Source organism: Sphingobacterium sp. BS-2, assembly GCF_046161205.1.
GTDB classification, from domain to species: Bacteria; Bacteroidota; Bacteroidia; order Sphingobacteriales; family Sphingobacteriaceae; genus Sphingobacterium; species Sphingobacterium mizutaii.
In genome coordinates, this window is sequence record NZ_JBIXGO010000009.1 from 39,206 (window position 1) to 52,606 (window position 13,401).

At 39.2% G+C, this 13,401-nt stretch carries 9 protein-coding genes; 5 read left to right on the plus strand and 4 right to left on the minus strand.

What is annotated here, in order from left to right; translation table 11 throughout:
• The first annotated feature begins 93 nt into the window (after window positions 1-93).
• Window positions 94-711, plus strand: coding sequence for a hypothetical protein (locus ACK2WI_RS02620; protein WP_312698112.1), 618 nt, complete (start codon window positions 94-96; stop codon window positions 709-711).
• A 101-nt stretch (window positions 712-812) separates the two neighbouring features.
• On the opposite strand, the gene ACK2WI_RS02625 is transcribed toward ACK2WI_RS02620, so the two are convergent.
• Entirely contained in the window at window positions 813-995 is a 183-nt protein-coding gene (locus ACK2WI_RS02625) for a hypothetical protein (RefSeq protein WP_409149691.1), read from the minus strand.
• A gap of 1,010 nt (window positions 996-2,005) precedes the next feature.
• Window positions 2,006-3,895: a molecular chaperone HtpG gene (gene htpG, locus ACK2WI_RS02630; protein ID WP_313366955.1), complete on the minus strand. Its 1,890-nt coding sequence runs from the start codon at window positions 3,893-3,895 to the stop codon at window positions 2,006-2,008.
• Window positions 3,896-4,040: 145 nt separating this feature from the next.
• On the opposite strand from htpG, the gene ACK2WI_RS02635 reads away from it, so the two are divergent.
• The 4 genes from ACK2WI_RS02635 to smc all read left to right on the plus strand — a co-directional run bounded on the left by ACK2WI_RS02635 (window position 4,041) and on the right by smc (window position 9,670).
• Window positions 4,041-4,604 carry a suppressor of fused domain protein gene (locus ACK2WI_RS02635; protein WP_409149692.1) on the plus strand — a complete coding sequence of 188 codons (564 nt, stop codon included), beginning with the start codon at window positions 4,041-4,043 and terminating at the stop codon, window positions 4,602-4,604.
• A 145-nt stretch (window positions 4,605-4,749) separates the two neighbouring features.
• Window positions 4,750-5,451: a DUF4397 domain-containing protein gene (locus ACK2WI_RS02640; protein WP_409149693.1), complete on the plus strand. Its 702-nt coding sequence runs from the start codon at window positions 4,750-4,752 to the stop codon at window positions 5,449-5,451.
• A gap of 100 nt (window positions 5,452-5,551) precedes the next feature.
• The gene (locus ACK2WI_RS02645; RefSeq protein ID WP_409149694.1) at window positions 5,552-6,025 is read left to right on the plus strand and encodes a DUF6882 domain-containing protein; all 474 of its coding nucleotides are present in this window, start codon (window positions 5,552-5,554) and stop codon (window positions 6,023-6,025) included.
• A gap of 99 nt (window positions 6,026-6,124) precedes the next feature.
• Window positions 6,125-9,670, plus strand: coding sequence for a chromosome segregation protein SMC (gene smc, locus ACK2WI_RS02650; RefSeq protein WP_409149695.1), 3,546 nt, complete (start codon window positions 6,125-6,127; stop codon window positions 9,668-9,670).
• Window positions 9,671-9,891: 221 nt separating this feature from the next.
• On the opposite strand, the gene ACK2WI_RS02655 is transcribed toward smc, so the two are convergent.
• Both ACK2WI_RS02655 and ACK2WI_RS02660 read right to left on the minus strand, forming a co-directional pair.
• Entirely contained in the window at window positions 9,892-10,077 is a 186-nt protein-coding gene (locus ACK2WI_RS02655) for a hypothetical protein (RefSeq protein ID WP_093097419.1), read from the minus strand.
• Window positions 10,078-11,037: 960 nt separating this feature from the next.
• Complete coding sequence (locus tag ACK2WI_RS02660) at window positions 11,038-13,368, minus strand: prolyl oligopeptidase family serine peptidase (protein ID WP_409149696.1); 2,331 nt, start codon at window positions 13,366-13,368, stop codon at window positions 11,038-11,040.
• Between the last annotated feature and the right edge of the window lie 33 nt (window positions 13,369-13,401).

Genomic DNA, 13,401 nt, shown 5'->3' on the forward strand with positions numbered 1-13,401 from the left:
TATCGAATCTCAATACAGATTTACTTGTTAAGAAAAGTTAAGACTTTAAAAATAGCTTGCAATTCTTATAGATTTGCTTCCATGATTAAACATATGTATTTAAAATTATCAGCCGTTATATTAGGATTAAGCATTTCAGGAAATGCATTAGCCCAAGAATCAGATTCAGTAGTATATAAAGAAAACAAAGAAAAGGCAATTAAATTTGCTGTCAATAAAAACATCAATGCAGCATTGCCCCTTTTAACTTCATGTTACCAAAAGAACATGGAAGACAAAGAGGTTCAAACCATGATCTCTGCTTCATTGATCAGCATCGCATCAGACAAGAATAACTTACAAGGTTCATTGGACAGTATTGATTCATGGACTGCCAAGTTCCCTTTCTTGCAAGAAGACAAACAAGTACGCAAGCTATACACCATTAATGCTAACCAACTAGCATTCCTTAGCTTTCAAGAAAAGAACATTGAAAAATCCCTAGCTTACCATGATTTAGTAATCGAAGAACTTTCAAAAAATCAGGACCTAGGATTAAAAGACAATAAAGATCTTATTTCATTAGCGGTTAGCTTAGCAGCAGACCAGCTTGAAAAGAAAGAATTCAGGATTGCCAGAAAGATCGCCAGCGAAAGCTTAGCCTATTTCAACGATCCAGAACTCAAAAAGATGTTAAAATACATGGATGATAAAAACTTGGGACTTAATTAAGTCCCATTTTTTTGTTCTTCTTTCTAAACCACAACCAAATCCTGATTCCTTTTCCAGGGATACCATATTTAAAATAATTCTGCACTTTTAAGGCAATGTCACTAGGTTAAGAAAAAACAAAATTTAGATTCTTCGTTACTTTTGAAGCGCAAAAGTAACCAAAACGCTTCGGCCCATTTAAGGTGGCTTTTCGCACCATCATCCGCACATGGATAGAATGCCTTGTTGTCGGGAATATCTTTCATTAGATCATCCCTTTTGATGGGATGATCTAATGAAAGCATTCCAAGGCCAATTCCATCGCACAGGGCATCGGCATTCTTTCCATTTTTCCGCCACTGGAAATGAGCCGGGTGCTAAAGGACTTCCTCCGGAAGGATGATGTTTGTAAACTCACTGGGAATACAGAATTCTTACAAAAAAGGACCCTAGAAGGGTTCAATTATTTTAGCTAACATGGCACATTAGCCTTGAGGTAGCGCAAAAACGATGTTCGATTAATCGAACATCGTTTTTGCATTAGCCATCTATTATTCGATCCCATTGCTAAAATAATTCATCCCCGCTGGGGATGTATGGCTAAAAACACAGTTCTACCAAGCTATTCATTGGAACTTAGGAAGGATCTCGGAACTATGCAAACCCCTGTTTTGTTTAAAACCTTATCTAAAATAATTCTGCATGATAGGACGGCTTGTCGCAAAAAAGATTTCCTATTCCAGTGTCACCTTGAGGAACGAAAGGTCTCGGAACCACACAAAAACATAATTCCATTGGCGAACAGGTCCTTGATCTTCGATCAAGAATGACAAAAACATGTTGAGGCATTTACGTACAGATTCTTCACTGATCGTTCAGAATCAAAATGCGATAGAGAGGGATTCTTCGCTGCGCTCTGAATCTATTTTTTTTGAGGTTTTTCAGAAAAATATTTCACCCACTCTGTGGGTTATCCGTTTGAAGATTCGATTTTCTACAAAGATTCCACCCCCTGCTGGGGGTTCATTAAATCATGTAAAAAATAATGAGATAATCAACCTAAAAGGGGAAATGAAGATAGAATATTATGCAGCGGGCGTATTCAAAACGCCCCTACCGTGGATGATGATCTTGGCCCATCCTCTCATCCTCGGTTGGCGAGCGGAGTCGAGCCACATCCTGGTTCAAAAAAAAACAACCCCTTTTAGAGGTTGCTTTTTTATCTACTGAATAGAAATATCTCCTGAAACATGAAACCATCCTCTTAAAACATCAGAAAAGTCTCAAATCTCATATCTCAAATCTCATATCTATCCTAAATCAAATCCACGCTTCTCTTCACAAAGGCTGTCAATTCGGCGCCTGTCAATAGACCTCTTGACAATAGAGCAAGGTCAAAAGCTTGTTTTGCTAGCTTCTCGCCTTCTTCTTCGGAAGATTCGACAATGCGTTTCACTAATGGGTGGTTTCCATTAACCGTCACCTTATAATTATCAGGCAAGGTTCCATAGAATCCCATACCTCCACCAGTTTTAGCCATATCCTTCATACGTCGCATAAACTCGTCGATGGTTACTGCAACAGGCAGGTCATTGGCATTCAAGGCATCCACTTCTACTTTCATATCTGGACGGGAAATCGCTTTCTCAAAAATTCCAGTTGCCTTCTTGCTCTCATCTTCGCTCAAGGTTTGTTCGATTTTCTCGTCTTTAGCAATCAATTTATCGATTACGTCCGAGTCAACTCGTTTCAACTGAACTTTCTCACCGCCATGTTGCTCAACATAGCCTGCAAAATGCGTATCCAAAGGACCATTGAAATTCAATACATCATAACCTTTAGCCAAGGCTGCTGAAATATATCCATCCTGTTGTGCTTTATCTTGGGTGTACAGGTAGATAATGTTGCCATCTTTGTCGACCTGGATATCCTTAACCTTTTCGTAGTACTCCTTGAAGGTGTAGTATTCATTGTTCACATTCTGAAGCAAGCAGAAATCATTGGCTTTTTCAGCAAATTTCTCATCGCTTAGCATACCGTACTTAATGAACAAGCTGATATCTGACCATTTTTCCTCAAAGCCTTTACGGTCTGATTTAAAGATCTCATTCAGTTTATCAGCCACCTTCTTAGTGATATAGTTATTGATTTTCTTGACATTGCTGTCTGCTTGCAAGAAAGATCTTGAAACGTTCAATGGAATATCTGGAGAATCAATCACCCCTTGCAATAACATCAAGAATTCAGGAACGATGTCTTTTACCTCATCGGTAATGAACACCTGTCTTGAATACAATTGGATCTTATTGCGTTGGATTTCCAATTCGTTCTTGATTTTTGGGAAGTACAAAATACCAGTCAAATTGAATGGATAATCTACATTCAGGTGGATCCAGAACAAAGGTTCGTCCATGGAATGTGGATAAAGTTCATGGTAGAACTTCAAATAATCTTCATCCGTCAATTCTGATGGCGATTTTGTCCATGCAGGATGCGTATTGTTGATAATATTGGGAACCTCTACGGTCTTGTATTTTGGTTTACCTTCTTCATCTTCACCATCTGGCTCAGACTCTGATTTCATTCCAAACTGGATTGGAACTGGTAAGAACTTACAGTATTTATTTAATATCTGTTGGATTCTTTGTTTTTGAAGGAATTCCAAAGACTCTTCATTGATATGTAAGATTACATCGGTTCCTCTTGTGGTTCTACTACCTGCAGAAATCTCATAGGAAGTCGATCCATCACAAACCCAATGTGCTGCCTCTGCTCCTTCTTGATAAGAAAGGGAATCAATCTCAACCTGATCGGCCACCATAAATGCAGAATAAAAACCAAGACCAAATCGACCAATGATCTCATTGGCATCGTTGGCTTCTTTAAATTTCTCCATGAATTCAGTTGCTCCTGAAAAGGCAATCTGATTGATGTATTTTTTGATTTCTTCAGCTGTCATACCAATACCGCTATCCGAGATGGTAATGGTTTTTGCTTCTTCATCAACTTTTACTTGTACCGTTAGGTCACCTACTTCGCCATTATATTGCCCCAATGAGGCTAATCTTTTGATTTTTTGGGAAGCATCCACGGCGTTGGAAACAAGCTCGCGTAAAAAAATTTCGTTATCTGAGTATAAGAACTTCTTAATCACCGGGAAGATATTCTCGGTATGAATTGAAATAGTGCCTTTCTCTTCTTGCATATGATTGTTATTTTATTTTTTAAGATTTATACATTTCCGTAATCAACTTATATTCCAATGTTATTTTTAAGTCAAATTGACAGCTTATTCTGAAATTTTTACACAATTGGCTATTTTTGACTTAAAAAACAGGTTAAATCTTCAGATGATATTTAAAAAACCCGATTTCCTTAAGTCTCCATTGGAACATTATCGCAGCCAATTGGAAGAAATGTTTCAGGCTCACGCATCCGTTTTCCGCGAGAAGAGTGTCAAGAAAAAACTGCCATTCGTCTATACCTTGGTTTTTCAAAAAAATGAGGATAGACCCTTGACCAGCTTTTCCTACGGCTTATCCTTTGCCAACCATCCCGACCAACACAATAAGGTTGAATTATGTTTACAGATGGATGCTGAAGATATGGCTTGGGCGCATGTAGTTGGCTATTTGACCAACCAGCTCCGAGGCGACTGTCCCTTCAATAGTGGTGAAATCATCCGACTTGGACAAAAGATTAGTCAAGAATCCGATCTAAATGCCTTTGTTGTCATTCCAGTTGATCAAAATATTCCCCAAAAAGTTCAGGATGGCCGCAGATCATACGTGCAATTGCTGGAATTACTTCCGATTTATGAACAGGAAGTTTATAATATCCAAAAACTTGGCTTGGATGAATTTATTAAACAACTTGGACAATCCAAAAAAGACCCTAAACGCAAGCCCCTGTAGAAAAATCCAATGACAATCCCAATTTTTAGACTGGAAAAGGGCTGAAAAAAAAGATTTTTTCAAAGGGGTGTAGCATATCTGTAAACATTACCGTTTTTTTATTGAACGTTCAAAAATTGAGATCCATTAAGAATTTACTGAACAAATGAAAAAACATATTCTACTATTAGTCATTGCACTAAGCATATTAACATTAAGTAGTTGTCTAAAGGATAATGATAATTATCCAGATTTACACTACCCCGCTGTTTCCCTATTTAACTTCTACCCTAAAGAATCAGGAATCTTATACGCAGTCAATGGTAATTTATTGAATCAGATAGATCCAAGATACAAAGGTATCTCTATGTTCTTCGCCATACCTGGAAACAAGAAACTTCAAGTAGTTGATCGTTCCAATAATCAACCGATAATAGATACGACACTAACCTTTACAGATTCAGTAGTATACAGCTGTATGGTTTATGGAACAGAACAAAATCCAGAATTTATCAGGGTTCCAGATGTGGAATTGAAAAACGCAGGTACCAAGACAGGCGTAAGATTTTTCCATTTGGCCAATCAAGTTGGCAAAGTAAATTTCAAAGTAGGAAGCCAGGAAATCCCAGGATCGACCAATCGTGTTAAAGAAAACCCTAGCACAGTGGCACAGACACAGATTTTCAGGGAATCTAATACGGGAAAAACAGCAGTTACCGTGACAGATGAACAAGGAAAAGTAATTGCCAAAATTGATGAAATCAATTTGGAGAACAATAAGCATTATAACTTTATGTTGATCGGAACTAAAGACAATAGCCAATATCCTTTAGAACTTGTTTATAGCTTCTATAACATTACAGATTAACCACTTACAATTCGGCAGCTTTATAATACATCCATAAAAACGGAAAGGCCCAATTATTTGGGCTTTTCTTATTTTTAAGGTTTTGCTATATTTATGGCCTATGAGCCTTGAGAAACCCAAAATAGACGATTCATTCCGTGTCCTGCACGCCAAAGCACATGAATTCATTACCGATCAACAAGAAATTCTGGAGGAAGAACATGCTTTTGGCCAATATTCCAGTTATACCGTGGATTGGGAAAATAATATCATCAGCTTTTCAAATGAGGACAATTCAAACTTAAATCTAGCGTTTCAGATTGTGGGTAGTCTTGATCCTGAAAAATCTATTTGGACCTGGAGATGGGATAATCCACAAATCAGTGATTCTGAGAGAGAGGAATTGGATATCATAAAAAATTATGGTGAATTCTACGATTTTGGATACCTTACCACTGCAAAACTGGAAATCGACAACCCTATTGCTTGGGCATTGACCGCTGTTTCCGGCTACCTCCGCATTTCTAAAGGAATCTTCAGGATTCAAAAAGAGAACGAAGCCCAATTTGTATACTTTAAGGAAGTATTGGCTTAATATCCTAAAATACAATCGAGCACTTACTCCATAATTAGGGTATTTCATTCATTGCTGAAATTCCTTAATTTCGCACACATTTTTTACTTATAAGAGCTAATGCAATTAACAAAATTAGAGATTAGAGGGTTTAAAAGTTTTGGTGACAAAGTAACCATCAACTTCAACGAAGGGGTAACCGCCATTGTTGGACCGAATGGTTGTGGCAAGTCTAACGTTGTTGATGCAATGCGCTGGGTACTAGGTGAACAAAGCACCAAGAACCTGCGTTCGGACAAAATGGAGAATATCATCTTTAACGGCACAAAAAACCGTAAAGCTGCTAATCTGGCCGAAGTTTCATTGACCTTTGATAATACTAAAAACATATTACCTACCGAGTTTGCTACTGTTACAATCACCAGAAAATTATTCAGGACCGGTGAAAGTGAATATAGACTAAACGATGTGAAATGTAGGTTGAAAGATATCACTGACCTATTCCTCGATACTGGGATTGGTTCAGACACTTACTCCATCATTGAATTAAAGATGATCGATGAGATCATCGCCAATAAGGATAATTCCAGGAGAAACCTCTTTGAGGAAGCTTCAGGAATCTCTAAATATAAAGTCCGTAAAAAACAGACCCTATCAAAACTAAAAGATACTGAATCTGATCTTTCTAGAGTGGATGATCTTTTGTTTGAAATCAACAAGAACCTAAAATCTCTTGAAAATCAAGCGAAGAAAGCTGAGAAATATTTCAAGCTCAAGGAAGAATATAAGGATGCCAGCATAGGCTTGGCCTATTACAAACTTGAGGGCTTCCAAGGAGATTTAGAAAGAATTACCGATCAGGAAACAGAACAACAAGACAGGCTGAAAAACGTACTTTCCAACATGGAGAGTAAGGAAAAAACCTTGCAAGAATCTAAAACAGATATTCTTGCCAAAGAACAGAACCTGTCTGCCCAACAGAAAGCTACCCAGGAGTACATCAATAAGATCCGCTCGTATGAATCGGAAAAGAAGATCAAGAATGCGCAGTTGCAACACCTTCAAGAGAAGGAAACGCGCCTTAACAATGACCTTCAGAACGATAAGCAGCAATTGAACCATGTCCAATATCAAATAAAGAGATTGAACGAGGAGCTTTATGAAGAGCAGAACACCTTAGACGCTGTAAAACAGGACCTTGAGAGCAATAAAACAGAGGTTGAAGAACTGAGAGCACAGCAATCTTCGGCAAAGTCAAAATTGGATGAATTTTCCAAGAATAGCCAAGCTTTACAGAGTCAGATCTATGCTTTGGAAAAAGAATTGGCGGTTTTGGCAATTCAAAAGGAAGCGTTGGAACAAGAATCTTTGAGAACCAGCAATGATGCTGAATCGAAAGAATTGGAACTTCAACAGTTTAACCATGCGGTTGCTGAATTAGAAGAGCGTGTAGCGATACAACAAGATCAATTTGATGAGGCAATGCGTACCGAAGAGGAAATCCAAAGACAGATTGCCCAATGCGAAACTAAACTCAAAGAATCTGCAGATGACCTAAGCAGAAAAGCGCGCTCCGTAGATTCCAAACAGAACGAATATAATTTGACCAAATCCTTGGTGGATAACTTAGAAGGTTTTCCGGAGTCCATCAAATTCCTGAGAAAACACGCGGGCTGGAAGAAAAATCCGCCATTGTTTTCCGACATCCTTTTCTGTGAAGAAGACTATCGCGTGGCGGTGGAGAACTTCCTGGAACCCATCATGAACCATTATGTGGTGGAGACCAAAGAAGATGCTGTACAGGCAATCAAGTTGTTAAGTGATTCTTCAAGAGGTAGAGCCAATTTCTTTGTATTAGAAGCAATTAACGAATTAAAAACCAATCCAACTTCGAAGGAAAGCAATAAGGCCCTCATACCAGCAATGGAGATCATTAAGGTAGATGAAAAGTACCGCAACCTTTGTCAAATCCTATTAAAAGATGTGTACTTGATCGATGCCGAGTCTGAGATTGACATCGATGCCAATCTACCCGATGACAATATGGTCCTACTTCAAAAAGAAGGAAAATATTCTAAAAATAAACTGGGAATCTCCGGTGGTTCCGTAGGCTTATTTGAAGGTAAACGTATCGGTAGAGCGAAGAACTTGGAAATCCTGGAAAAGGAAATCAAGGATTTGAATGAACAGATTGATATCATCCAAGAGACCCAAGAAGAATTAAATGGTCGATTGATTGGGTTAAAGGGTAGTTCTCAAAAAGATTTCATCGATGAACAAAGACTGCAATTGAACCGTCTGAACAATGAACTGACTACGGTAAAGACCAAGCAAGAGCAATATCAAACTTTCATCAACAGCAGCCAGAACAGAAAACAGGATATAGAGACCAAAGTTGCCAATATTATTGCTCAGTTAGAGAAATCTGAGCCTGAATTGCACTCTTTCAAAGAAACTGCGCTAGAAAACCAAACGGTATTAAGCAAACTTGAAGACAGCTATCATGAACTGACAGAGATCCTGAACGAGAAATCATCCGTTTACAACCAGGAGAACATCAAGTTCCACCAACAACAGAACAAGGTAAATACCCTGCAAAGGGATGTAGAATACAGGGAAACACAACGGGAGAACCTGGAAGAAAGAATTGAAAAGTTCACGATAGAGTTCGATACGGTCAAAAACGACCTAAAAGATGCCTTGAGTTTTGTAGACAATAACGATACAGACCTAGGTTCCATGTACGAACAGAAGGAATTGCTTGAGAAAGGATTGCAGGAAGTTGAAGAAGACTTCTTTAAATCGAGAAAAGTAATCAATGATTTGGAAGATGAAATCAATCAGCTCCGTAAATCCAAAGATATCTCAGACTCCTTGATATCAGAGTTAAAGGACAAGAAAACAGCTTTACAGATCGATTTAAATGCCTTAAAGGAAAGGTTATCCGTGGAATTCAATATTGAACTTCAAGATTTGTTGGAAGCAGAAATCCCGGAGGAAAGATTGGCAATGGCTGATCTAGAAACTTCTTGCAGGAAGCTTAAGAAACAATTGGATGATTATGGCAGCATCAATCCCATGGCAAAAGAGGCTTACGATGAAATGGATGAACGCCATGGCTTTATCCAAAAGGAAAAAACAGACCTTATGGAAGCCAAAGCTTCTTTGTTGAGCACAATTCAAGAGATTGACCAGTCTGCAAATGACAAATTCATGTACGCCTTTACCACGGTTCGTGAAAACTTCATCAAAGTATTCCGTTCTCTGTTCAATGAGGAAGACTCTTGTGATATCGTATTAAGTGATCCGAACAATCCTTTGGAATCCGATATAGATATTGTCGCTCGTCCGAAAGGAAAACGTCCTTTATCGATCAACCAGCTTTCCGGTGGTGAGAAAACATTGACGTCCACTGCCCTATTGTTCTCTTTATACTTATTGAAACCAGCCCCGTTCTGTATTTTCGATGAGGTGGATGCTCCTTTGGATGACACCAATATTGATAAGTTCAATAACATCATCCGCGAATTCTCCAACCAATCTCAATTTATTGTGGTATCCCATAATAAACGTACGATTGCCAGCACCGATATTATCTATGGTGTAACCATGGTAGAACAAGGAGTATCAAGAGTTGTAGCGGTAGATTTAAGAGACGTCGCTTAAATCATTGCCAGCAAAATTAATATGGAATCCCCCTAAGAACAGAATCTTAGGGGGATTTTTATATCCTTAATTTTTTCTATAAAGTTATAGCAAGGCAACAGGCTTCTTCGACTTTCCTTTTACCCATATTCGAGGCATCTTCGGGAATGCTTCGGGCATAGCTTTCTTAAGATTTTGAACATTTGGCCAAAATTCCGAATATGTCTCGAATAAGATAGGGATTACCTGGGTTTCCGATTGATCCAATCCTTGGAAAACAAGAAGTAGATGGTATTAGTTCCGATCAGGATTAAAAGAGCGAAGTAACCCAGTGATTTATTGTCCTTGTTCGGTCCAAATAAGAAGAAGAACATGGTCGCCGCTGCCGTTAATGATATAATCAGCAACAGAAGTCGATTATAATTCATAACAAATTGGTTAATTGGTTAGTAAACCTTGAAGATAAGAAGAAAAACTGAAAAAATGGTAAACAGATGAATAAACCCTAGGGGGTGGAATCTTTGTAGAAATTAGATATATGCAATGCCCGACCCCAGTGGATGTGGAATTTTTTTCTGCAAATTCTTTCTTATGGGCAAATAGCAATAAAAAAATAGTTTTCTAATCTTGCGATTTCGAAAGGACAAACACCTCAAAAAAAACAATAGATTCTTCGCTAAGCTCTGAATCCCTCTCGAAGATCAGCGGAGCCGAGATGCCGCTCACCTACTGGATATTTGAACCAGGATGTGGCTCGACTCCGCTCGCCAACCGAGGATGGGAGGATAGACCAAGAACTGGGAATGAACCAGGATAGGGTTAGACAGGCTAACCCACAGAGGATGGGAGGATGGACCAAGAACTGGGGTTGCATTCTAGACTATATTTGACCCCAATTCCGTAGGGGCTTATTGCATAAGCCCGCATCATTTTTTGAACATATAATAGGTTTGTTTTGCGGTCAGTTCCTCAAACTGCGTTCCCAATTATGCCTTCCATCCTGACCTAAGAAGGGTCTCGGAACTATACACTCTTCATTTGAAATAGTTCTCTCATCTTGCGATTTCGTCTGAACGATTAGTGAAGAATCTGTACAGTCCTTCTCCCATAGGAGCATTAATTCTGCATCTTCGATGCAAAAACCGAACGCCAATGCAAACAAAATATTGAGGCGGGCGTATTCAATACGCCCCTACAATAATGGGGGTAAATATCGTTGAATAATGCACGATTATACCATGATCTTGGTCCATCCGATGGGTGAGCCTGTCGACTCCCAAATCCCGTACCCAGAGCTGCATCTCGACTTCGCTCGATGAACTGTCGAAGCCCATCCTGGTTCAAGCTACAATAATCTGGCAAAATATTCTGGAAGAAGACTCTGCTTTTTATTTCTTCAAGGTATTTTCAAACAACTTAAATATCCTTTTGTATTCGTCAGTCCAACTGCTTGGTTGTACGAATCCATGGTCTTCGACTGGATAAACGGCTAAATCCCAATTTTCTTTACCTAACTCAATCAATCGCTGGTTTAAACGCACTATATCCTGGAACTGCACATTCACATCCACCATACCATGCAACATCAAAAGGTTACCCTTCAATTTATCTGCAAAATAGATTGGCGAACTTCTTTTGAATGCTATAGGATCTTCAACCGGGGTATTCAAGATATTGGCGGTATAACCATGGTTATAATGCGCCCAATCGGTAACTGACCTTAGCGCCGCTCCAGACTTAAACACCTCTGGTTCGGTAAATAACCCCATCAAGGTAATGAAACCTCCGTAGGAGCCTCCATATAGGCCTACATTGGCAGGATTAACTCCATAATGGTCTACCAAATACTTAACCCCATCCACTTGGTCGGTAAGGTCTTTCCCGCCCATATGTCTGTAAATGCCTGTACGGTGATTACGACCGTAACCCGAGCTGGCTGTATAATCTATGTCAATTACGGTATAACCATTGTCGGCCAACATATTATTGAACATATATTCCCTGAAATACTGGCTCCACCAATAATGCACATTCTGCAAATACCCTGCTCCATGTACAAAAACCACCGCCGGTTTATTTGGATGAGGATTCTTGGCTGGATAAACGCGAGCATAGACATCATCCCCATAACGGTTTTGGAATTTAACCATATCCGGTTCACGCCAAGCATAGCTATCAAATTCTGCTGTGGTCGACTTGGTAATCTTACTGGCATCAGCTTGAGGCTTGTTATTCTGCAAATACAGTTCCCAAGGTTTGTTCATGGTCGAATGGCTGATCGCCAAATATTTTTCATCCGGTGAAAGCGTGACTTCATTACCACCCTTCATTGAAGTGATCTGGACTAAATTCCCGCCTTGAACAGGTAAACTATAAAAATGCGTAATGCCGGGATGTTCTTTGTTGGCAGAGATATAGAAATTCTTTCCATCCTTTGACAACTGTACTGATTGCACCTCCCAATTTCCTTCGGTCAATTGCTTTTTATTATTGCTGTTAAGGTCATAGCTATACAAATGCGAATAACCGGAGGCTTCACTATTGAAATAAAAAGTATGCTCATTCAACCATTTTACATCCCTCCCAATTCCAGGACCAGATATCCAAGCATCATCATGCTGCCTATCCAACTGGACCAAACTGGCATCTTCTGGATTAACTTTCAGGATCCAAAAATCCTTATTGTCCTGTGCCTTAGCCGTGATTACAGCATATTTTGCATTTGGAGACCAAGAACTTACTCCCCAACTTACCTGACGGTCTTTATTTGCCTTTTGAAGTTCGGCTAAGCGTTCTGGATAGTCACTTAAATAAGCAGGTAAATCTTTGATCCCCGGGATATTGGATGCTTTAACCTCTAGAGCAGTATCTTGTTTCACTTTATAGACAAAGCTCTTAAACTGTGTAAGTTCATTACCCACCTTTGTACGCATATTGAGGTCCTCTACATATCCTGAACGGGTGATGAAATCGGGAACAATGGTATTTCTATTTCCTTTGGCAGGGTAGATCAATCGGTAGGTGATAAATTGGCCGTCGGGACTCACGGACAATCCGCCTAAATAAGCGTCGCCTAGATATAAGGTCTTCTTATTCTCTTTCTTTTTGGTCTTATCCTTCAAGCGATCTTCTTCCTTAAAGACTTCAAACAGCTGTTCTTGGTCCTTTTTCAACCATTCATCCTGATCGGAAAGCTTTTGTCCAGCTTTTGGAGCAACACCTCTTTGAAAGTTGGTTAATTGACGGACCGTGTTATTGTTCAGGTCTAGGGTATATACATTTTCATTCCTTTGGAAAACGAGTTCATCGTTCAACAAAAAGGATAATGGGTTTTCTCTTTCGATAGTTTCGGTAAGGCGTTTGACCTTCTCCTTGTTCTTGACATAGAGGTCTCCTTCCCTTTCGAATACAGCCAAGGTTTTGTCCTGATTGAAAATATATTGTGGAGCTTCATCCAGCTTAGCTAGGCTATCGGAGCTCAGTTCATATTTCTTGGAGGCAACATCTAAGCGATAGACTTGGGATTTATCCTTTCCTTCTGGGTTCCAATTGAAATACAGAAATCTACTGTTGTCAGACCATCGATAATTTGAGGGTGAAGTGCCCATCCATTTCGGATCTCGCATGATCTTTTCTACGGTTAAGGGTGATAGTTGGGCAAAACTGCTACCAACAGAACCAAGGACCAAACAAGAAATGATTAGGTTAATCTTATGCATGAATAATTGATTGTTGTTATTACTAAAGCAAGT